This is a genomic window from Novosphingobium sp. NBM11 (assembly GCF_015390225.1).
Taxonomy (GTDB): domain Bacteria; phylum Pseudomonadota; class Alphaproteobacteria; order Sphingomonadales; family Sphingomonadaceae; genus Novosphingobium.
Window position 1 is genome coordinate 410,174 of record NZ_VUOG01000003.1, and the last position, 22,528, is coordinate 432,701.

The window sequence follows — 22,528 nt, forward strand, 5'->3', positions numbered from 1 at the left end:
CGCGATTTGCGGAACTGCCATGCTGCAACTGGTCAAGCTTGCCTTGAGCAAGCCCTATACCTTCGTCGTCCTCGCCATCCTGATCGTGCTGTCCGGCTCGATCGCCTGGGTGCGGACACCCACCGACATTTTCCCCGACATCCGCATCCCGGTGATCGCGGCGGTATGGACCTATCGCGGCCTGCCGCCGGAGGATATGTCGGGCCGGGTCGTCTATTATTACGAACGCCAGCTTTCCACGACGGTCAACGACATCGACCATATCGAAAGCCAGTCGCTGAACGGGATCGGCGTGGTGAAGATCTTCTTCCGTCCCGGCGTGGATATCCGCACGGCGACGGCGCAGGTCACGTCGGTTTCGCAGACGGTGCTCAAGCAGATGCCGCCGGGCATCACCCCGCCGCTGATCCTGAACTACAACGCCTCCACGGTGCCCATCCTGCAAATGGCGCTGTCGTCCAAGGGCCTGTCCGAACAGAAGATCTTCGATCTGGGGCAGAACTTCATCCGTCCGTCGCTGGCATCGGTGCAGGGCGCGGCGATTCCTTCGCCCTATGGCGGGCGCGAACGCCAGATCCAGATCGATCTCGACCCGGCGGCGCTGGTCGCGCGCCACCTTTCCGCCACCGACGTCGGCCTGGCGCTGGCGGCGCAGAACCAGATCGTGCCCGCCGGGACGGCCAAGATCGGCCAGTACGAATACAATATCCGGCTGAACAACAGCCCGGAAGTGGTCGATCAGCTCAACAATCTGCCGATCCGCACGGTCGATGGCACCACGGTCTATATGCGCGACGTGGCGCATGTTCGCGATGGTTCGCCGCCGCAGCGCAACGAGGTGCGCGTGGACGGTGGCCGCGCCGTGCTGATGACGATCCTCAAGTCCGGCTCCGCTTCCACCATCGCCATCGTCGATCAGGTCAAGGCGCTGCTGCCCAAACTCAAGGAGACGCTTCCCGCCGATCTCAAGGTGCAGCTGCTGTCGGACCAGTCGCTGTTCGTGAAGGCGGCCGTGTCGGGCGTGGTGCGCGAAGGCGTGATCGCGGCGGGCCTTACCTCGCTGATGATTCTGCTGTTCCTCGGTTCCTGGCGATCGACGGTCATTATCGCGACATCCATCCCTCTCGCGATTCTGGCCGCGGTCGCCGGGTTGTCGGCGGCGGGCGAAACGCTCAACATCATGACGCTGGGCGGACTGGCGCTCGCCGTCGGCATCCTTGTCGATGACGCCACGGTCACCATCGAGAACATCAACTGGCATCTGGAGCAGGGCAAGACCGTGCGCGCCGCGATCATGGACGGCGCGGAGCAGATCGTGCGCCCGGCCTTCGTGTCGCTGCTGTGCATCTGCATCGCCTTCGTGCCGATGTTCTTCCTGCCCGGCGTCGCCGGCTTCCTGTTCGCGCCGATGGCCAAGGCGGTGGTTTTCGCCATGATCGCCAGCTTCGTCCTGTCGCGCACGCTGGTGCCGACGATGAGCAACTACCTGCTGCGCGACCACGCCTCGCAGCACACGGCGGAGATCATGGCGAGCCACGACGCACTGGCGGGGCGCGCGCCGCGCGGCCATCCGCTGCGGCGTTTCCAGCAGGGGTTCGAGCACCGGTTCGAGAAAGTGCGCGCCTATTACGTGTCGGTTCTGGTGTTCGCGCTGGAGCGGCGCAGGGTGTTCGTCCCGGCCTTCATGGCGGTGGTCCTGGCATCGCTGGCGCTGGTGCCGTTCCTTGGCCGCAACTTCTTTCCGAGCGTCGATTCCGGGCAAATCAGCCTGCATGTCCGCGCGCCCGTGGGCACGCGGCTGGAGGAAACGGCGGCGCTGTTCGACCATATCGAGGACGAGATCCGGCGCACCGTGCCGAAGGACGAACTGGTGTCGGTGGTGGACAACATCGGCCTGCCGGTGTCGGGGATCAACCGCGCCTATTCCAACACCGGCGGCGTCGGCCCGCAGGACGGCGATATCCTCGTCACGCTGGGCGAAGGGCACCGGCCCACGGCGGGCTATGTCCGTGCCTTGCGCGAACGGTTGCCCCGGGTCTTCCCGGGATCGACGTTCTCGTTCCTGCCGGCCGACATCATCAGCCAGATCCTGAACTTCGGTTCGCCCGCGCCCATCGACGTCATGGTGACCGGTCCGAACGTGCGCGAGAACGAAGCCTATGCGCGCGAACTGGTGGCGCGGATGCAGCACGTGGGCGGCATCGCCGACGTGCGCCTGCAACAGGCCAGCAGTTATCCGGAACTGCGGTTCGACGTCGATCGCACCGCCGCCGACCGCGTCGGGGTGACCGAGAACGACGTGACGAAAAGCCTTTCCGTGAACCTTGCCGGCAGCTTCCAGGTTGCTCCCGCGTTCTGGCTCAACCCCCGCAACGGCGTGTCCTATCCCATCGTCGTCCAGACGCCGCAGTACCGGACGGACACCATCCCCGATCTCCAGAACATCCCGGTCAGCGGCGGCCGGCCCGGCGACGTGCAGCTTCTGGGCGCGCTCGGCACGATGCATCGCGAACCTTCGGCCGCCGTGATCTCGCACTATGCCGTTCAGCCGGCGTTCGACGTCTACGCGACGACGCAAGGCCGCGATCTGGGGGCCGTCGCCGGTGATGTGCAGAAGGTGCTGGACGCGACGAAGGCGGACCTGCCCAAGGGCGCGACGGTGAAGTTGCGCGGCCAGGTGGAAACGATGAACACCGCGTTCGTCGGCCTGGTCCTTGGCCTGCTGGGCGCGATCGCACTGATCTACCTGCTGATCGTGGTGAACTTCCAGAGCTGGATCGATCCCACCGTGATCGTCTCGGCCCTGCCGGCCGCGCTGGCGGGCATCGCCTGGATGCTGTTCGCCACGCACACGCCGCTGTCGGTGCCGGCGCTTACCGGAGCGATCATGTGCATGGGCGTTGCCACCGCCAATTCGGTGCTGGTGGTGAGCTTCGCCCGGGAACGCCTTGCCGCCGTGGGCGATGCGGTGACCGCCGCGGTGGAAGCCGGATCGACCCGCTTCCGTCCGGTGCTGATGACCGCGCTGGCCATGATCATCGGCATGGCGCCGATGGCGCTGGGGCTGGGCGAGGGCGGCGAGCAGAACGCGCCGCTTGGCCGTGCCGTCATCGGCGGCCTGATCTGCGCCACGATCGCCACGCTGGTGTTTGTGCCGGTCGTCTTCTCCATCGCGCATCGCAAGGACCGCCTCGCGCCCGATGCCGCGCCCCATTCTTCCACGGGAGACCTTGTCCATGCAGAGTGAACGGCTTGCCGAAACGCCGGCCGCGTCCCCACGGGGGCTGAAAACCGCCGGGATCGTTGCCGGAGCGCTGGCGCTGGCCGTGGTGGCCGCCGGCATGATCAGCCGCACCAGCGACACCAGCCGCGCGCAAGCGTGGAGCGACGCGCGCTCGCTGCCCACGGTTCACCTCATCCCCGTGCGCGGCGCCGATGCGAACGGGCAGCTCGAACTGCCCGGCACGATGGCGGCGTGGAACACCGCGCACATCTTCGCGCGCGTGCCGGGCTACGTCCGGTCCTGGGATCGCGACATCGGCTCAGCCGTGGGGCTGGGGACGCCGCTGGGGCGGATCGATACGCCGGAACTGGATCAGCAGATCGTCGCGGCGCGGGCGTCCCTGGCGCGGGCGCGGGCCGGCGCCGGCCTTGCGCGCAGCACGGCGGCCCGCTGGAACGACCTGTTGACCGATCATTCGGTGTCGCAACAGGAGGCGGACGAGAAGAACGGCAATCTGGCCGTGCAGGTGGCGACGGTACGCGGCGCTGAGGCCGATCTCGGCCGGCTTCTGGCGATGAAGGCCTATGCCACCATCCGCGCCCCGTTTGCCGGCGTGGTCACCGCCCGCAATGCCGACATTGGCGACCTTGTTGGTCCCGGCGCGTCCAGCCAGCAACCGATGTTCACGATCGCCGACATCAGCCGCATCCGCCTCTACGTCGGCGTGCCGCAGAATTACGCGGCGGCGATGAAGCCGGGCTTGCAGGCGCGGTTGACCGTGCCCGACTATCCGGGCCGGCAGTTCACCGCGCGCCTTGTCGGCACGTCGGACGCGATTAATCCGCAGACCGGGACCCTGCAGGTCCAGCTTGTTGCCGACAATCCGGGGCAGGTGCTGCGCGCGGGGGGCTATGCGCAGGTTTCGTTCGATCTGCCGGGCAGCACGGGAGCCGTGGCAATTCCTTCCAGCGCGCTGGTGTTCCGCGCCGCCGGCACCCAGGTCGCGACCGTGGGGGCGGATTCGAAAGTCCGCCTTGTTCGCGTCACGCTGGGGCGCGATCTCGGCAGCACGGTCGAGGTCCTTGCCGGCCTTTCTCCGGGCATGCGCATCGTCGACAACCCGCCGGATTCGATCGCCACGGGCGAAGCGGTCCATGTCGACGAGAGCCGCCATGGCTGACCGTCGCGCGCTGGCCGCGCTGCTGGGGCTTACCGCGCTGGCGGGTTGCTCGATGGCGCCGCCCTACCAGCCGCCCGCCGTGTCGGTGCCGGCGACGTATGCGGAGGCCGGCTCATGGACGCCGGCCGCGCCCGGCGATGCGGCGCCGTCGCAAACCTGGTGGACCGCGTTCGGCGATGGCACGCTAGATGCGCTGGAAACCCGGCTCGCCACCGATAATCCATCGCTGGCGGTGGCGGTCGGCCGCTATGATCTGGCGCGGGCCTATCTCGCCGAAGTGCGCGCGGGCCTGTTCCCGCAGATCGGGGCGCAGGCGACGGTTACGCAGAACCGCCAGTCGGACAATCGCCCGCTGCGCGGACAGAAGCAGCCAGACCTTTATGCTGCCGATACGCTGGGCGCGCAGGTGAGCTACGAGGCCGATCTCTGGGGGCGGGTACGCAACAGCGTCGCGGCCGGTCGTGCCGATGCGGAGGCCAGTGCCGACGATCTGGCGGCCGTGCGGGTTTCGCTGCAAGCGCAGCTTGCGACGGATTACATCGCCCTGCGCGGCTACGATCGCGAGATCGATCTGCTGCAAAGGACGGTCGATGCCTATTCCCGCGCCGATGCCATGACGCGCCGGCGGTTCGCGGGCGGTATCGCAAACGGCATGGAAACCGGGCAATCGGCCACGCAGCTTGCCGAGGCGCAGGGCCAATTGGCCGATCTGCGCAACGCCCGTGCGCTAACCGAACATGCGATTGCCGCGCTCATCGGAACCACGCCATCGGGCTTCTCGATCGCCGCTTCCTCCGCGCCGTTGCCCATGCCGGAGGTGCCGGTCAGCCTGCCATCGACGTTGCTGCAGCGCCGGCCAGACGTGGCGGCGGCCGAACGCCGGATGTTCGCCGCCAACCGCCGGATCGGCGTTGCCAAAGCGGCCTTCTTCCCTTCGCTTTTGCTGGGCGGGCAGGGGGGTGTCCAGAACACCGCGCTGGCGGGCCTGGCCAGCGCGCCCAACCTGTTCTGGTCGGTCGGTCCCAACGTCCTGCTGACGCTGTTCGATGGCGGTCGCAACCGGGCGCGCGTTGCCGAAGCGAGGGCCGGGTGGGAGCAGGCCACGGCGGACTATCGCCTGCGCGTGCTGGGCGCGATGCAGGATGTCGAGGACGGACTGTCGCGTCTGCATCACCTGGGAGACGAAGCGGCCGCCGAAGAGCGCGCGGCGCAACAGGCGGCGCAGGTGGAGCAGCTGGCAACGCGGCGGTACGAGAAGGGCGCGGTGAGCTACCTGGACGTGGTGATGGCGCAAACCACCGCGCTGCGGACGCAGCGGCAGGCGATCGAGATCGACACGCGCCGGCAGCAAGCGACCGTCGGGTTGTTCAAGGCCGTGGGTGGCGGCTGGGCCTGATCGTGGCGGTCGCGCAGGAATCTGCCGAAGATTACCTAAAGTTAATTTTCCACACTGTTTCTGTAACGTGAATGCAAATTACTAAAGTTAGCTCCCGCGGTGTCGAAGGACTTGGGCGCAAGCGATCGTCGCAGCCCGTCCATCACCCCAGGGAGGAATTCGGAAATGAAGTTCCATACGTCGCTGGCGGCCCTGCCGCTGGCGCTTCCGCTCGCGTTCGCGCCCGCCATGGCGCACGCCGCTGACGATGCGACACCCGCCGCCGCCGCCGAGGCGGAAAGCCCCGAATCCGGCCGCGGGCTGGAGCAGATCGTCGTCACCGCGACCAAGCGCGAGACCAATCTGCAGAAGACCCCGATCGCCATTTCCGTGGTAACTCCCACGGTCATCCGCGATCGCCACGTGCAAAGCCTGATCGATCTGGCCGATGGCGCCATCCCGTCGCTGCGCGTGGCCACGTTCGAAGCGCGCCAGTCGGCGCTGACGGTCGGCATTCGCGGCATCGTGCCGTTCGACGCCAACCAGACCGCGCGCGACCAGGGCGTGGGCGTCTATCTCGACGGCGTCTATCTGGGTCGCCAGCAGGGGCTGAACGCTGCGCTGTTCGATGTGCAGCGCGTGGAAGTCCTGCGCGGACCGCAGGGCACGCTGTTCGGCCGCAACACCGAAGGCGGCGCGGTCAGCATCGTTACCGCGCAGCCCACCGGCGAGTTCGGCGGCCGGGTGCTGGCGGGCGTGGGCAATTACGGCAGCTACAACGGCGAACTGCACGTGAATCTGCCCGAATTCCACAACATCGCCTTCAAGCTGGACGGCGTGGTCCAGCATCAGGACCCGACCGTGAAGAACCCGCTGGCGGGGCAGGCGGGCTGGAACCAGTATCAGCGCGTCGGTGGCCGTGCCACGGCCCTGTGGAAGCCGTTCGACGGCTTTTCGGCCGAGTTTTCCTATGATCAGTCGCGCGATGAGAACACGCCGTTCTACAGCCAGTTGATCAACTACAACCCCAATGGCCTGCCGGTTGCCACGCTGGCGCAGATCCAGGCCAACGGCGGCAAGCTGCCCAAGGGCTTTATCGCGCCGCTTTCGCCGCTGGTGGTGGTGAGCGGCAACCAGCGCATGTCGGTTGCGGACATCGGCGTGCCGCAGCAGCCGAGCGTGGACAAGACCGACGGGTTCTCCGCCGTGCTCAAGTACAAGGTCAGCCCGGGCCTCGAACTGCGCTCGATCACCGCATGGCGCGGCGTGACCACCAACCAGTGGGACAATTCCGGCGGCGCGCACCGCACGGTGTTCCTGCCGAACGCCACGTTCAGCCGCTACAGCCTTTCCGACCTGCACCAGCGCCAGTTCAGCCAGGAACTGCAGGCGGTGGGCAGCGTGGCGCGCTTCGACTATGTGGTCGGCCTCTACTATTTCACCGAAAACGCCCAGGAATCGGCGGCGACGCCTTCGTCGAACACCTGGAACGCGGACGGCACCGGCTACATCATCAACAGCGAGATCGTGAACGGCGCGATCACCTCGTCGAACAACGGCTGGGCCTATGGCTCGCGCTTCATCCAGCGCGACAGCCATGCCACGGCCCGCAGCTATGCCGCCTTCGCGCAGGTCACCTGGTCGCCGATCGATCCGCTGCACATCACCGTCGGCGGCCGCTATACCAAGGACAAGCGCAATGGCGCGCTGACCACGGTTTCGGGCGTCGCCACGCCGTGGACGTTCCGGTTCGACAAGGACCGGTTCGATCCGATGGTCACGCTGGCCTATGACCTGTCCTCCGGCGTGAACGTCTATGCCAAGTATTCCACCGGCTACCGCGCCGGCGGCGCCAACGACCGGTCGAGCACGTTCGGCGCGTTCGGGCCGGAAAAGGTCAAGGCCTACGAACTCGGCGCGAAGATGGACTTCCTGGATCACAAGGTGCGCCTGAACCTTGCCGGCTACATCATGGATCGCACCGGCACGCAGATCGATTTCGACAACGTCGATACCTTGCAGTTCCTGGCCGATGGTTCACCCAACCCGACCTACAACCTGCACACCGAAAACACCGCCAATGCGCCGGGCACCTCCAAGATCCGCGGCGTGGAAGCGGACCTGACGGTGCGTCCGGTCGAGAACATGACGCTGGGCGCGTCCTATGCCTATACCTACACAAACATCCCCGCCACGGCGAACCCGAACCCGGGGCCGACGTTCGGGCAGTTGACGCAGGTCTTCGTGGTGTACACGCCCCGCAACGCGGCTTCGGCCTACGCGGATTACGAAGTGCCGCTCAATGCCGCGGGCACCGCTCTGCGCTTCCACATCGATGCCAACTACGCGAGCAGCATGTACAGCTTCCAGTCCGAGAACGTGAAGACGGACGACAGCTTCATCGTCAACGGCCGACTCGCGCTGGCGGACATTCCGATGAACGGCAACGGCCAGAAGCTGACGGTCGCCGCCTGGGCGCGCAACCTGTTCAACGAAACGCATATCTATCGCCGCTCGGGCGCGAACGATGCGGTGCTGGGCGATTACGGCAACTTCAACCCGCCGCGCACGTTCGGCCTCGAAGCCTCTATCAACTTCTGACGAGCTATCGAAGGGCGCGCAGGATCCTCACCCTGCGCAAAACTGGGGTGGGTGGCATGGCCATCCACCCCTTTTCTTCGATCAGGCCAGCGCCGCCTTCAGGCGCGCGCCGGCGCGATTGATATAGGCCACGGCATCCGGCACGAACGCGAACATCGAGAAGAAGCCGTGAATCATGCCCGGCGCTTCCTCCGCCTCCACCGGCACGCCGGCGGACGCCAGCCGTTCCGCATAGGCGACGCCTTCGTCGCGCAGCGGATCGTATTGCGCGGTGATGACCGTGGCGGACGGCAGCCCGGAAAGGTTTTCGGTGCGCAGCACGGTTGCGCCGTGGATATGCCCGTCAGCCTCGGTTCCGACATACTGGTCCCAGAACCAGCGCATGGCGGCGGTGGAGAGGAAATACTGCCCGCCGCCGTTGGCGGCATAGGATGGCAGCGAGAAATCGGCATCGGTGACGGGATAGATCAGCAACTGGTGGCGCAGCGCCGGTCCGCCTTCGTCGCGCGCGCGGATCGCCACCGCCGCCGCCAGGTTGCCACCGGCGCTGTCCCCCGCCACGGCGATCCGGGTGCCGTCCACTCCCAGATCGGTGGCATGGTCCCGCGCCCAGACGACCGCGTCGTAGCAATCGTCGAACGGGGCCGGGAAGGGGTGCTCGGGCGCCAGCCGGTAGCCGATGGAAAGCACCGCCGCGCCGCTGGCCCGCGCGAGCGCGCGGCAGGTTCCGTCGTGCGTATCGAGCGTGCCGATCACCCAGCCGCCGCCATGGTAGTAGATCACCAGGGGCGGGTTCTCGCCCGAACCTTCGGGAACGTAGAGCCGCGCCGGGATCGTCCGCCCGGCAAGGTCCAGCGCCAGGTCCTCGACGATCGCCACGGCGGGCGGCGGCCCCATCTGCATCGGTCGCTGGTCGTTGATTTCGCGCAGTGCCCGTGCGGAGATCGCGGCGAAATCGACGGGCGGCATCTGCGCGAACATCGCGAGCAGGGCTTCGACTTGTGCATTCAACGCCATGAAACCACTCTCCCCTTCCGCATCTTCATTTCTGTCGGATCGCGCCGCGGTGCCGTGTCCAGGCTAGCGCGTGATCATGCCTCCACGCGCACGTCGCGCACCAGATCGAGCACGTGTTGCGCGTGTTCCTTCCGGCAGATGAGCAGGTCGGGCATGTAGGTATCGCGCTGGTTGTACACGAGCGGGCTGCCGTCGATGCGGCTGGCATGGAGGCCATGGGCCAGCGCGACGGCGACCGGCGCGCAGGAATCCCATTCGTACTGCCCGCCCGAATGCAGGTAGATATCCGCCTGCCCCCGGATCACGGCCATGGCCTTCGCTCCGGCCGAACCCATCGGCACCAGGTCCGCGCCGAGCCGTGCGGCTACGGCGGTCGCCTCTGGCGCGGGGCGCGTGCGGCTGACGACCATGCGCAGCCGCGCGGGCGCGGGGGGAAGGGGGATCGGCCGGTCGGAGCGCAGTATCACCCCGGCGCCGGGCAGCGCCACCGCGCCCAGCACCGGTGCGCCGTTCACCGCCAGCCCGACATGGACCGCCCAGTCGGTCCGCGCCTCGCCATATTCGCGCGTGCCGTCGACGGGATCGACGATCCACACGCGCGCGGCGGCGAGCCGTTCGGGGCTGTCCTTCTCCTCTTCGGACAGCAGCGCATCGTCCGGGCGCTGTTCGCGCAGCGCGTGGCAGAGGAACTGGTTGGCGGTGGCATCGCCCGCCTTGCCCAGCGCCTTGAGGCTCAGCATCCCGCTTTCGCGCACCGTGATCAGCAGCTTGCCCGCCACTTCGGCGAGGTGGGCGGCCAGTTCGGCGTCGTTCATATCACGGGGCTCCAGCTGCCGATCACGCGCTCGACAATGCGTTCGGCGGCATCTTCGGGTGTTTCGCGCGTGGTGTCGATGCGGATTTCCGGCCGCTCGGGGGCTTCATAGGGGCTGTCGATGCCGGTGAAGTTCTTGAGCTGGCCGGACCGCGCCTTCTTGTAGAGGCCTTTCACGTCGCGCCGCTCGGCTTCCTCCAGCGGGGTGTCGACGAACACTTCGATGAATTCGCCTTCGGGCAGCATCGCGCGCACCATCTCGCGTTCGGCGCGGAACGGGCTGATAAAGGCGGTCAGCACGATCAGGCCGGCGTCGGTCATCAGCTTGGCCACTTCGCCCACGCGGCGGATATTCTCGATGCGGTCCGCCTCGGTAAAGCCGAGATCCTTGTTCAGCCCGTGGCGCACGTTGTCGCCATCGAGCAGGAACGTGTGCTTGCCCGATGCGTGGAGCTTCTTTTCCACGAGGTTGGCGATCGTGGACTTGCCCGAGCCGGACAGCCCGGTGAACCACAGCACCGCGGGCGTCTGGTGCTTGAGCGCGGCATGCGCCTTGCGGGTCACGTCGAGCGCTTGCCAGTGGACGTTCTGCGCGCGCCGCAGGCTGAAGTTCAGCATCCCCGCCGCCACCGTGGCATTGGTGATCTTGTCGATCAGGATGAACCCGCCCAGCGCGCGGCTTTCGGCATAGGGTTCGAACACCACTGCGCGGTCGGTCGTCAGTTCGGCCACGCCGATGGCGTTGAGGTCCAGCGTCTTGGCGGCCAGCTGCTCCATGGTGTTGACGTTGACGGTGTACTTGGGCTGCTGCACCGTTGCCGAAACCGTCTGCGTGCCCAGCTTGAGCCAGTAGGCGCGGCCGGGGATCAGGGCCTCGTCGGCCATCCACACGAACGTCGCCTCGAACTGGTCGGCGGCCTGCGGCGGATTGTCGGCGGCGGCGATGACGTCGCCCCGCGAACAGTCGATTTCGTCGGCGAAGCACAGCGTGATCGACTGGCCGGCGACCGCTTCCTCCAGATCGCCATCGAGCGTGACGATGCGTGTGACGGTGCTGGTCTTGCCCGAAGGCAGCACGCGCACCGCGTCGCCCGGCTTCACCGAACCGGTCGCGATCTGGCCCGAGAAGCCCCGGAAATCGAGGTTGGGGCGGTTGACCCACTGCACCGGCAGACGGAACGGCTTGGTCTGGTCGATGGTAGCGTCGACTTCCACCGTCTCCAGGTGTTCCATCAGCGCCGGCCCATGGTACCAGGGAGTGTTCGCCGAAAGCGCGGTGATGTTGTCGCCCTTGAAGCCGGAAATCGGGATCGGCACGAAGGTTTCGATGCCGATCGAGCGCGCGAAGGCGGTGTAGTCCTTGACGATGCCGTCGAACACGGCGTGGTCGTAATCGACAAGGTCCATCTTGTTCACCGCCAGCACGATGTGGCGGATGCCGATCAGGTGCGCGAGATACGAGTGCCGCCGCGTCTGCGTCAGCATGCCCTTGCGCGCGTCGATCAGGATCACGGCGAGATCGGCGGTGGAGGCGCCGGTCACCATGTTGCGCGTGTACTGTTCGTGGCCGGGTGTGTCGGCAACGATGAACTTGCGCTTTTCGGTGGCGAAGAAGCGATAGGCGACGTCGATCGTGATGCCCTGTTCGCGTTCGGCGGCAAGGCCATCGACCAGCAGCGCGAAGTCGATCTCCTGCCCCTGCGTGCCCACGCGCTTGCTGTCGGCTTCCAGCGCGGCGAGCTGGTCCTCGAAGATCATCTTCGAATCATACAGCAGCCGGCCGATCAGCGTGGACTTGCCGTCATCCACCGAACCGCAGGTGATGAAGCGCAGCATCGTCTTGTTGCGATGCGTTTCGAGATAAGCGTCGATGTCCTCGGCGATGAGGGCATCGGTCTTGTAGATGACGTCTGCTTCGGACATCAGAAGTACCCCTGCTGCTTCTTCACTTCCATGCCCGCGCCGCCCGCATCCTTGTCGATGGCGCGGCCCTGGCGCTCGCTGGTGGTGGTCAGCAGCGTTTCCTGGATCACCTGCGGCAGCGTGGCGGCACTGCTTTCGACCGCGCCGGTCAGCGGATAGCAGCCCAGCGTGCGGAAGCGGATCGAGCGCATCACCGGTTCCTCGCCGGGGCGCAGCGGGAAGCGATCGTCATCGACCATCAACAGCATGCCGTCGCGCTCCACGGTGGGGCGCTCGGCCGCAAAATAGAGCGGCACGATCGGCACGTCGTTCAAGTGGATGTACTGCCAGATGTCCAGCTCGGTCCAGTTGCTGATCGGGAAGACGCGGATCGATTCGCCCTTGTTCTTGCGGGCGTTGTAGGTGCTCCACAGTTCGGGGCGCTGGTTCTTGGGGTCCCAGCCGTGGCTGGCGGTGCGGAACGAGAAGATGCGCTCCTTGGCGCGGCTCTTCTCCTCGTCGCGCCGCGCGCCGCCGAAGGCCGCGTCGAAGCCCCACTTGTCGAGCGCCTGCTTCAGCCCCTCGGTCTTCCACATGTCGGTGTGGAGCGCGCCGTGATCGAACGGGTTGATGCCCCGCTCCAGCGCTTCGGGATTGCGATAGACCAGCAGTTCCATGCCGCTTTCCGAAGCCATCCGGTCCCGCAGCGCGTACATGTCGCGGAATTTCCACGTCGTATCGACATGCAGCAGCGGGAAGGGCGGTGGCGAGGGATAGAACGCCTTGCGCGCCAGATGCAGCATCACGGCGGAGTCCTTGCCCACCGAATAGAGCATGACGGGGCGTTCGGCCTCGGCCACGACTTCGCGCATGATGTGGATCGCTTCGGCCTCGAGCCGTTCGAGATGGGTCAGCGAGGAACGGGGCAACGAACTGGACATGGATGACTCCGTGGGAGTGGCTGCCTGTCACATCGGCGTAACGGCTTGACCATGAAGCTCCCATATGGGAGCAAAAACAGATGGCATTTCTTTCGCCCGATCAACGCGAGCTTTTCCTGCCCTTGATCGAGGGCATTCACGAAAGCCCGCCATGGGGTGCGTTCATGCGCAATCTGGTGGCGCGCACCTATGCCCGGCGTGCGTTCCTGATCGTGACGCTGGCCAATGCCATGCCTGCGCAGGAACCCACGGTGCTTCATGTCGCCGCGCCTCGCGCGGCGCAGGAGCCGCCGATCGACTTCCGTCGGCTCGACGCGCTGCGGCTGCATCCATACGGCGCGCTGCGCCCCGGCCGGGTCTATGCGCTCGACGAAATGCTGGACTACGACCATCCCGCCCGGCTCGCCGAACAGCGCGCGGCGCTGCACGACATGGGCATCCGCTATGGCCGCTGGTTGCGCGTCTCGGCGGGCGGCGCGGCGGATGCCTGGCTGCTGCTGGTGCGCGAGCGCGAGGATTTCAGCGCCACCGCCGTCTCCGCGCTGGCGGTGATCGCGCCGCACCTGACCGCCGCCCTGCGTACGCTGGGCGCGCTGACCGAGCAGCGGCTCCAGGCGGCGATGGCGCAGGCCGCGCTGGCGCGGCTGGGCGTGGGGCAACTGGCGTTCGATGCTGGCGGGCGGGTCATGGCCGCCGATCCCTGGGCGGAAGCCCTGCTGGCGTTCACGCCCGAACCAGGGCCGGCGCCGGGCCGCCGGTTGCAGGTGCTTCCCGATGTCGCGCGCTCGCTCGATGCAGCCTGCGCCGCGCTGGCGGCCGGTCCGGCGGGCGGAACGCGGGTGATCCGGCTCGACGAGCGCTCGGCGCTCGACGTGTTGCTGCGCAAGTCGGACCTTGCCCTGGCGGAGCCTTGCGCCTTTCCGGCAGTGATCGGCACGCTGCGCCGCGAACACCGCGAAGCCGCGCGCGAAGCGGTCCGCACGCTGGCGGCGGTCCATGGCCTGTCGGATCGCGAAGCGGCGCTGGCGCACGCCATCAGCATGGGCGAAACGATCGTGGAGGCTGGCCGCCGCCTGCGCCTGACCAGCGAGACCGCGCGGAACTATTCGAAGCGCATCTATGCCAAGACCGGGGCCGCCGGGCAGGCCGATCTGGTGCGGATGGTGCTGACCGGGCTGGCGCCTTTCACCTGAGTCCGCGGCCCGGTTCAGTGAGGCCGTAACGCCACGCGTGCGTGAAGCGCCGCGCGCGCGGCCTGCAGCGTGGCGACCGCTTCCTCGCCTTCGCCCTGTGCGCGGGCGAGAGTCATGGCGCCGACCATTTCGGCGACTATCGAGGCGGCAAGGGCATCGGCTTCGGGCTTCGGGTGGCCGCTTCTGACCAGCGCGCCGGCGATGGCATCGCGCATGGCGGAAATGCCGGCCTGGAAGCGGAGGCGTGCGGGCTCGGGCATTCTCGGGGCCTCACCCGCCAGCCAGGGCAGGGGACAGCCAAGATCGTGCCGGCGCATGGCCGCTTCCGACAGGTAGTGGTCGATCAGCCCGCCAAGGTCGGGCCGGTCGCCCAGGAAGCGTTCCAGCATCGCGCGGCTGTCTTCGAACATGCGATCGACGGCGTGGGCAACCAGATCGTCGCGGTTCTCGAAATGGGCGTAGAACCCGCCATGCGTCAGGCCTGCGCGTTTCATCAGATTGGCGACGCTCAACCCTTCGGTGCCGCCGCTGCGCAGTGCGATGGCGGCCTCGTCGAGAATCCGGGCGCGCACTTTGGCCTTGTGGGCGCTCTTGTCAGCCATGGTGATCCGCCTCCTGCTCGCCGGGGCCGTAGCCGCCGCCCATTGCCCGTACCGCCGCCACCGAGGCGCGCGCAAGCGCCTCGCGATTCTGCGCAAGGCGATCGGTCGCCTCCAGCAGATTGCGATCGGCATCCAGCACGTCGATCAGGGCGACGATTCCCTGCGCGTAAGCTTCGCGCGCCTGATCGCGCGCACGGCGGAGCAAGGCGACTTGCCGGGCCAGTTCGTCCTGTTCCCGCCGGCCTTCGGCCAGCGCGGCGACCGCGTCCGCCACTTCGGCGCTGGCGACCTGCGCAGCCTGCCGCCACAGCGCCAGCACCTCGCGCTCATGCCCGCGCGCGACGGCGAGTTCCGCATCGAGCCGTCCAAAGTCGAACAAGCGCCAACGCAGCGTCGCCCCGCCACTGGCCGAAACCGAATCCCCCGATCCGAACGAGGCGCCGCCGAGCGTCACCAGCCCGACCAGACCGCCGAGCGAGAGGTGGGGGTAGTATTCCGCCCGCGCCACGCGGATGCCGGCGCGGGCGGCGTCCACCCGCCGTTCGGCAGCGGCCAGATCGGGGCGGCGACGCATCAGCGTAGCGGGATCGGCATCCAGCGCCGGATCGAGCGGGGCAGGGATGGCGGCCGTTTCGCGCAGGCGCTCCAGCCACGCCCGGTCGCTTCCACCGGTCAGCACGCCCAGCCGGTCGATGTCGACTTCGATCGCCTGCCGCAGCGGCGGCAAGGCGGCCAGCGTAGCGGCGTGGGCCGCTTCGGCGCGGTTGGCATCGAAATCGCTGGCCAGTCCCTGGTTGGCCCGCTGGCGCACCAGCGCCGCCAGATCCCCGCGCAACCGCGCCTGCTGCTGCGCCAGCGCGAGCCGTTCCTGTAAGCCGCGCAAGTGGAGATAGGCGTCCGCCGTCTCCGCAGCGATGGCCAGGTGCATGGCGTCCATCTCGGCCAGCGTGGCCGCCGCATTGGCCGCGGCCGCCTTGCGCCGGGCCGACAATCCTCCGAACAGGTCGATCTCCCAGCGGGCTTCCACCCCGGCCTGATAGAGTTCGTAGTTCCGGGGCAAGCCCAGTTGCCGCGATGCCGCGCCGATCGGCGAATGGAGCGATTGCCGGTCGGCTTCGGCCGCGCCGGTGGCGTCGAGCGACGGCAACAGCGCCGCGCGGGCTCCCTTGGCCATGGCCCGCGCCTGATCGACGCGCGCGGCGGCCGCGGCGAGGTCCAGGTTGCCCGACAGCGCGCGGCGGACGGTTTCGTCGAGCTGCGGATCGTGGAACGCCTGCCACCAGGCACCGGTGGCGGGCTGGGCATGGACCATCGCCGGCGTGGTAGTCACCAGGAGCAGGGCGAGCGCGGCTCGCCGCAGATTGCGGAAACGCATGAGACTTCTCCTTAATGCGCGGCATCGGCGGGAGGGGGCGTCGCGCCCGGCTCCTGCCGGCAGAACGGCACCAGCACCAGTGCCGCGATGAACATCCAGGCCATCACCCGGAACACGTCGTCGAACCCCAGCGCCAGCGCCTCGCGCCCGATCACGCGCGCCATCACGGCCTGCGCCATGTCCTGCGCGCGCGCGCCGTCGGGCGTCATCGTGGAAATCCGCTGCCCCAGGCTGGCCATGACATCGCTGGCCGGCCGCGCGTGATGGCCCAGCGCTTCGGAAAGGCGCGCGGCGGCGATGCGCGTATCGTCCTGCAGCCAGCTGTTGACCACCGCGATGCCGATCGCGCCGCCAAGGTTGCGCATCAGGTTGAACAGGCCCGAGGCTGCGCCGAGATCCTGCGGCGGCACGCCCGAAAGCGCCATGTTTACCGAAGGAACGATGCACAGCATCAGGGCGAAGCCGCGCAGCATCTGCGGCACCAGCAGTTCCGAAAAGCCCCACTGGCTGGTCATGCCCGACGTCAGCCACAGGCTCAGTGCGAACAGGGAAAGGCCAACGCTGATCATCCAGCGCATGTCGATGCGCTGCGACAGCGACGCGGCGACGACCGTCGACCCCAGCTGCGCCACGCCGACCACGAAGATCGTCTTGCCGATCTGCAAGGCGTCGTACCCGCGCACTTGCGCCAGATAGACCGGCACCAGCGAGATCGAGGCATACATGCCGAAGCCGATCACCAGGTTGAACAGGCAGGCGAAGGCGAAGATCGGCCGGCGGAACGGGCGCAGCGAAACCACCGGCATCGGCGAGAACAGCGCGCGCTCCACGAACAGCACCAGCCCCACCAGCGACAGCCAGGCGGCGATCGCGATGGTTTCATCGCCCAGCCAGTCGTGACGGGGGCCTTCCTCCAGCACGTATTCAAGGCCGGCGAGAAAGACCGCCATGGCTACGAAGTGCGCCCAGTCGATCCGGCGCAACAGGCTGGTGTCGGCCTTGTCGATCCGCAGCAGCATGGCGCAGGCCGTGGCGATGGCGAGGCCGGGAAGGACGTTGACGAAGAACAGCCAGCGCCAGTCCAGCGCGTCGGTGATCAATCCGCCCGCCGAAGGGCCAAGCGCCGGCGCCAGGACGCTGACGGTGCCGAGGATGGCCGGGATCAGCGCGCGCTGCTTGCCCGAGAACAGCGTGAAACCGACCGCGAACACCAGCGGCACCATCGCGCCGCCGGTGAAGCCCTGCAAGGCGCGGAAGGCGATAATCGATCCGATCGACCACGACAGGCCGCACAGCAGGCTGGAAATCGTGAACATGGTGCACGAAGCCACGAACAGCCAGCGCGTCGACAGTGCCCGCGCGAGGAAGCCGGACAGGGGAATCATCACCAGCTCGGCCATCAGGTAGGCGGTCTGCACCCAGCTGATTTCATCCGCTCCGGCGGCAAGCCCGGCCGCCACTTCGCGCTGCGAGGCGGAGACGATCTGGATGTCGAAAAGCGCGAGAAACTGCCCGAACGCCATCAATCCGAAGATCAGGAACTTGCGGGCCGTGGGCATGGCCGTCGGATCGTCCGACCAGTCCGTGCCGAAGCGCGCGAAAGACCATCTGGGCATGGTGGCAATTTTCCCTCTGGACGAATGATGAACAACATATATATTACGATCATCATATCAGCAAGAGTGCATTTCCATGCTTCAGCGCACATCGGAATCCCAGGTTGATGACGCGGTGGCGCCGGCACCCCGGCGCAGGGCGCCGCGCGCGGTGATCGCGGCAGGGGCGGCGCTTGTCGCAGCGGGGCTGGGCGCGGCCTGGATCCTGTCCGAGCCGGCCAGCCAGTCCACCGACGATGCCTATGTCGGCGCCGATGCGACAAGCGTGGCGCCCCGCATCAAGGGCTTCGTCAGCGCGGTGCTGGTCGAGGAGAACCAGGCAGTCCGCGCGGGCGCGCCGCTGCTGCGGATCGATCCCGAGGAATATGGCGCGCGCCGTGCGACGGCGGAAGCCGATCTTGCCGATGCGCGGGCGGCCGTGGCGGCGGCGCGGGCCGCGCTGGTCCGGCAGGGCACGGAAGAGGCGCTTGCCCGCGCGCAGGCCGGCGCTGCGGCGACGACGATCCGCGCGGCGCAGGCCAATGCCGGGCACGCCTCGGCCGATCAGGGGCGCTATGACGCGCTGCTGGCGACGGGCGCGGTGGCCGCGCGCGATGCGGAAAGCATCCGCACGGGCGCGGTTGCCGCACGGCAGGCGCTGGCCCGGTCCGAAGCCGATCTGGCGGTCGCGCGCCAGCAGGTGGCGGTGGTCGGCGCCCGGCGCGGCGATCTGCTGGCCGCGCTGGCGCAGGCACAGGCGGGCGAGGCCCGCGCCCGCGTGGCGCTGGATCTTGCCGGCCAGGACTTGCGCCACACCGAAGTGCGCGCGCCGATCGATGGCGTAGTGGCCAACCGGCAGCTGCGCGTCGGCGATTACGTCCAGCCCGGCACGCGCGCGCTGACGCTGGTGCCGATGCAGGCGCTTTATGTGACGGCCAACTTCAAGGAAACGCAGACGCGCCGGATGCATCCCGGCCAGCACGCCACCGTTCGCATCGATGCGCTGGGCGGCGCGAAGCTGAAGGGCACGGTGGAGAGCCTCGCGCCGGGATCGGCCTCGACGTTTGCGCTGTTGCCGTTCGAGCCCGGCACCGGCAACTTCACCAAGATCGTGCAGCGCGTGCCGGTGCGGATACGGCTCGATCCCGGCCAGTCCGCGCTCGCCGCGCTGCGCCCCGGCCTTTCCGTCACCGCGAACGTCCAGCTTTCCAACTGAAGGAACACCCTGAAATGACTATTCCCCACCATGCGACCGCCGTGATCACTGGCGCTTCGACGGGTATCGGCGCCGTCTATGCCGACCGGCTGGCCCGGCGCGGGCACGATCTGGTGCTCGTCGCGCGCGATGTTGCCCGTCTGAACGCGCTGGCGGAGCGCCTGCGCGCGGAAACCGGCCAGTCCGTCGAAGTCCTGCCCGCCGATCTCACCGATCCCGCCGCCGTCGCGCGTGTGGCCGACCGGATCGCCACGGTCCCGAACCTTGGCCTGCTGGTCAACAATGCCGGCATGGCGCTCACCGGCACGCTGGTCACCAGCCCGGTCGAGGAAGTGACGCGGCTGATCGCGCTCAACATCACCGCACCCGCCCTGCTGGCCCGCGCCGCGGCGCTGCGCCTGACGCACGAGGGCGCAGGCGCGATCGTCAACATCGCGTCGGTCCTCGCGCTGGCGCCGGAGATGTTCGACGGTGCCTACAGCGGCAGCAAGGCGTTCATCCTGAACCTGTCGCAGGGGCTGTCCACCGAACTGGCGGGCAGCGGCGTGCATGTGCAGGCGGTGCTTCCGGGCGCGACGCGCACCGAGATCTGGGAGCGTTCGGGCAAGGACGTCGATGCCTTCCCGGCGGAAATGGTGATGGACGTGAACGACTTGGTCGATGCCGCGCTGGTCGGACTCGATCGCGGCGAGAACGTGACGATCCCGCCGCTGGCCGACCTAGCCGGCTGGGAAGCGATGCAGTCGGCGCGCGTGGCGCTTGGCCCCCAACTGTCCCGCAGCGAGGTCGCCGCCCGCTATCGCGCGGTTCTGGCCTGAACGGAACCGCGCCGAACCGGCGGACCAGCCGCCGGTTCGGGATGCGGCACAGGAAAATCATGGGCTGGCAAAAGTTTGCAGCAATGCTCTATGCCATTCCTGCGCGGGCGGAGCACGGTCCGCGAAAGGGAGGCTAACGAAGATGCACCGCACGATATTGGCGCTGGCCTGCGCCGTGGCCCTGATCCCCTCCGGTGCTACCGCGCATACTGTCGTTCGTGCCGGAAAGCTCATCGATGGAACCGGCGCTCCGCCCCGGGAGAATGTCTCGATCGTCGTGGACGGTGATCGCATTGTCGAAGTGCGCGAAGGCTTCGCACCGATCGCCCAGGGGGACACGCTGATCGATCTGTCGAACCGGACGGTGCTGCCGGGCCTGATCGACATGCACGTCCATATTACGGTCACCGGCTACAAGGGCGATCCCATTCGCCGTGCCGTCACGCAATCGGGTTACGATGTGCTGATCGATGGCGTGAACGATGCACGGGCCACGCTGCTTGCCGGCTTCACGTCGATCCGGTCTGTGGGAGACAACACTTACGCCGTCGTCGCGCTCAAGAAGGCGGTGGCGGACGGCAAGGTGCCCGGTCCGCGCATGTGGGTGGCAGGCGAGGCTCTCGGGCCGACCGGGGGGCACAGCGATCCCGCGAACGGCCTGATCCCCGATATCGCCGAACTGCCGCACGCGCGCGATGCCGTGATCGACGGCCCGGACGAAGCGCGCAGCACGGTCCGCCGGCTGAAGCGCGAAGGCGCGGACCTGATCAAGATCATGCCTTCGGGCGGGGTCATGTCGATCGGCGACAATCCCTACCTGCAACTCATGGATGACGATGAGCTGAAAGTCGTTGTCGCCACCGCGCACGCGCTTGGCATGAAAGTCGCGGCCCATGCCCATGGCAAGCAGGCCATCGAACATGCCCTGGCGGCGGGCGTGGATTCCGTGGAGCACGGAACGTTCGCCGACGCGCAGACCTACAAATTGTTCAAGCAGCACAACGCCTATCTCGTGCCGACGCTGCTCGTCGGAGAGCGGGTCTACGAGGTTGCAAAGACGCATCCCGAACAGCTCAACCCGTCCACTGCCGCCAAGGCGATCGCCATAGCCCCGGTCCTGCACGAAAATTTCCGCGCGGCGGCGGCGGCCGGCGTGAAGATTGCCATGGGTACCGATACGTTCGGGCTCTCGGCGCACGGCGAGAACGCGCAGGAACTGGTACTCATGACCTCGCTCGGCATGAAGCCGATGGACGCGATCCTCACGGCAACGCGCAACGCCGCGGACCTGCTGGGGGCGAGCGACGACGTGGGCGCGGTGACCAAGGGGCATTTTGCCGATCTTATTGCCGTGGAGGGCGATCCCTTGCAGGATATGGCCGCGCTACGGAACGTCGATTTCGTGATGAAGGGCGGCGCGATCGTGAAGGCCGGGGGCAAGCCCGTGGGCTGATGCAGCCGCGATGGTGAAGACGCTCAATTGCAGGGCGAACGCGCGGCCCTGGGTGTGAAGCCGAAGGTCCGCTTGAACGCGGTCGTGAAATTGCCGGGATGTTCGTAGCCTGCTTCCAGAGCGATCTCCGTGATCGACCGTTGGCTGGTCCGCAGCATGGCGAGCGCTTCGTCCATGCGCAGGCGCTGGCGATAGGCGGAGATCGTCATCCCGGTGACCTGCTTGAAGCATTCCATCATCTGCGTCTCGTTCCAGGCGACCGCGCGGCTGATCTGGCCGATGCCAAGGCTTGTGCCTTCCGTGCTGTGCAGCAGATCCCGGACCTGCTGCACCTTCCTGCGGTGATGCGGCTTGAGATCCGGGCCGGCGCTCCAGCCCGCGAGCTGCTGCAATCCCATGTAGAGCAGCTCGAGCGCCCTGGCTTCGAACATCAGGTCCGTCATCGGGCCGGGACGCAGATTCAGCATCTCTTCGGCGATGGACTGCATCGGCACGGGAAGGGGCGCGTCGCTGTGGCAGAACTGGGCGACCGAGCCGCGCATGTATTCGAGAATGGTCGAAGGCAGACCGTTCCGCCCCGGCAGAAAATCGCGCAGCAAGTCCCGCGTGCAGATCATGGTGATGGCGCGTGAACGGACCTTTGGCGGGGCGACTTCCTTCTTGATGCTGCCATCGGGCTGCACGAGGAAGGAAAAGCTTCCCGGATGGCATTCGGATTCGTCGTTCCCGCTGCTGATCGTGCTGCCCCCGCCGAGGTTGCAGTGCAGTTTCAGCAAGTCCCTGCTTTCATAGAAATAATCGCTTCGGTCCAGGTGGGAAACATCGGACAGGAACACCGAATAGCCCTGCCGCACCGTGACGCCGCGCAGCCAGCCCTGGGCTGTCGGCCCGGCTTCGTGGATCATTTCGGTATCCGCCAGCAATCCGGCGCCGCAATCCATCGCCCTGATCTTGCCCGGATCGACAACGGCAAGGATCGTGGGATCCAACGGGTCTCGGTTTCGTGTGAGCAGATTGTCCAATAGCAGGTCCCGTTTGGTGAAGCCGGCGGGTTCGGTATGACCGCCAGTGCGATGAGCGGGCACGCCTCCTTGCGCGGTGGCATTTTTATCGCGCCTCATGGCCGAACGGTAGCCCCCGGCCCGGTGAAGCGGAACAAAGGTGCGCGGCTTTCCGGAAAACGCAAAGGAAATTCGGGTTCGAGGATAAGCGCCGCGCGCGCG

16 protein-coding genes are annotated in these 22,528 nt (G+C 67.4%); 8 read left to right on the forward strand and 8 right to left on the reverse strand.

The window, feature by feature from the left end:
• Positions 1-19 precede the first annotated feature (19 nt).
• The 4 genes from F1640_RS22195 to F1640_RS22210 all read left to right on the forward strand — a co-directional run bounded on the left by F1640_RS22195 (position 20) and on the right by F1640_RS22210 (position 8,379).
• Entirely contained in the window at positions 20-3,247 is a 3,228-nt protein-coding gene (locus F1640_RS22195; RefSeq protein ID WP_124810996.1) for an efflux RND transporter permease subunit, read from the forward strand.
• Complete coding sequence (locus tag F1640_RS22200; protein ID WP_124810995.1) at positions 3,237-4,403, forward strand: efflux RND transporter periplasmic adaptor subunit; 1,167 nt, start codon at positions 3,237-3,239, stop codon at positions 4,401-4,403. Before F1640_RS22195 ends, F1640_RS22200 begins: the two co-directional genes overlap by 11 nt.
• Positions 4,396-5,799 carry an efflux transporter outer membrane subunit gene (locus F1640_RS22205; protein WP_124810994.1) on the forward strand — a complete coding sequence of 468 codons (1,404 nt, stop codon included), beginning with the start codon at positions 4,396-4,398 and terminating at the stop codon, positions 5,797-5,799. The genes F1640_RS22200 and F1640_RS22205 overlap by 8 nt, the downstream gene beginning before the upstream one ends.
• 165 nt (positions 5,800-5,964) lie before the next feature.
• Positions 5,965-8,379, forward strand: coding sequence for a TonB-dependent receptor (locus tag F1640_RS22210; protein ID WP_124810993.1), 2,415 nt, complete (start codon positions 5,965-5,967; stop codon positions 8,377-8,379).
• Positions 8,380-8,460: 81 nt separating this feature from the next.
• Here the strand turns inward: F1640_RS22210 and estDL136 are convergent, their stop codons facing one another.
• The 4 genes from estDL136 to cysD form a co-directional block, all read right to left on the reverse strand.
• On the reverse strand, positions 8,461-9,396 hold the full coding sequence (estDL136, locus tag F1640_RS22215) for a chloramphenicol hydrolase (RefSeq protein WP_124810992.1): 936 nt from the start codon (positions 9,394-9,396) through the stop codon (positions 8,461-8,463).
• 74 nt (positions 9,397-9,470) lie between these two features.
• Positions 9,471-10,211, reverse strand: coding sequence for a 3'(2'),5'-bisphosphate nucleotidase CysQ (locus tag F1640_RS22220; RefSeq protein ID WP_124810991.1), 741 nt, complete (start codon positions 10,209-10,211; stop codon positions 9,471-9,473).
• A complete protein-coding gene (gene cysN, locus F1640_RS22225; RefSeq protein ID WP_124810990.1) occupies positions 10,208-12,133 on the reverse strand; it encodes a sulfate adenylyltransferase subunit CysN in 1,926 nt (641 codons plus the stop codon). The genes F1640_RS22220 and cysN overlap by 4 nt, the downstream gene beginning before the upstream one ends.
• Positions 12,133-13,053 (reverse strand): sulfate adenylyltransferase subunit CysD, encoded by a 921-nt coding sequence (gene cysD, locus F1640_RS22230; RefSeq protein WP_124810989.1) that lies wholly within the window; start codon positions 13,051-13,053, stop codon positions 12,133-12,135. Before cysD ends, cysN begins: the two co-directional genes overlap by 1 nt.
• 80 nt (positions 13,054-13,133) lie before the next feature.
• Here cysD and F1640_RS22235 point away from each other — a divergent pair, with 80 nt between their 5' ends.
• Positions 13,134-14,246, forward strand: a complete 1,113-nt coding sequence (locus tag F1640_RS22235; RefSeq protein WP_124810988.1) for a LuxR family transcriptional regulator — start codon at positions 13,134-13,136, stop codon at positions 14,244-14,246.
• A 14-nt stretch (positions 14,247-14,260) separates the two neighbouring features.
• Here F1640_RS22235 and F1640_RS22240 read toward each other — a convergent pair whose 3' ends face one another.
• From F1640_RS22240 to F1640_RS22250, 3 genes are read right to left on the reverse strand one after another with little or no spacing between them, the layout of a single operon-like run.
• Positions 14,261-14,848 (reverse strand): TetR/AcrR family transcriptional regulator, encoded by a 588-nt coding sequence (locus F1640_RS22240; protein ID WP_190287374.1) that lies wholly within the window; start codon positions 14,846-14,848, stop codon positions 14,261-14,263.
• On the reverse strand, positions 14,841-16,223 hold the full coding sequence (locus F1640_RS22245) for an efflux transporter outer membrane subunit (RefSeq protein ID WP_124810987.1): 1,383 nt from the start codon (positions 16,221-16,223) through the stop codon (positions 14,841-14,843). Before F1640_RS22245 ends, F1640_RS22240 begins: the two co-directional genes overlap by 8 nt.
• An 11-nt stretch (positions 16,224-16,234) precedes the next feature.
• Positions 16,235-17,839, reverse strand: coding sequence for a DHA2 family efflux MFS transporter permease subunit (locus F1640_RS22250; protein WP_206694928.1), 1,605 nt, complete (start codon positions 17,837-17,839; stop codon positions 16,235-16,237).
• A 76-nt stretch (positions 17,840-17,915) separates the two neighbouring features.
• On the opposite strand from F1640_RS22250, the gene F1640_RS22255 reads away from it, so the two are divergent.
• The 3 genes from F1640_RS22255 (at position 17,916) to F1640_RS22265 (ending at position 21,305) form a co-directional block, all read left to right on the forward strand.
• Positions 17,916-19,034 carry an HlyD family secretion protein gene (locus F1640_RS22255; RefSeq protein WP_194921894.1) on the forward strand — a complete coding sequence of 373 codons (1,119 nt, stop codon included), beginning with the start codon at positions 17,916-17,918 and terminating at the stop codon, positions 19,032-19,034.
• Positions 19,035-19,048: 14 nt separating this feature from the next.
• On the forward strand, positions 19,049-19,852 hold the full coding sequence (locus tag F1640_RS22260; RefSeq protein ID WP_124808358.1) for an SDR family oxidoreductase: 804 nt from the start codon (positions 19,049-19,051) through the stop codon (positions 19,850-19,852).
• 142 nt (positions 19,853-19,994) lie between these two features.
• The gene (locus tag F1640_RS22265; protein WP_124808357.1) at positions 19,995-21,305 is read left to right on the forward strand and encodes an amidohydrolase family protein; all 1,311 of its coding nucleotides are present in this window, start codon (positions 19,995-19,997) and stop codon (positions 21,303-21,305) included.
• A 23-nt stretch (positions 21,306-21,328) separates the two neighbouring features.
• On the opposite strand, the gene F1640_RS22270 is transcribed toward F1640_RS22265, so the two are convergent.
• The gene (locus F1640_RS22270; RefSeq protein ID WP_190287155.1) at positions 21,329-22,294 is read right to left on the reverse strand and encodes an AraC family transcriptional regulator; all 966 of its coding nucleotides are present in this window, start codon (positions 22,292-22,294) and stop codon (positions 21,329-21,331) included.
• Between the last annotated feature and the right edge of the window lie 234 nt (positions 22,295-22,528).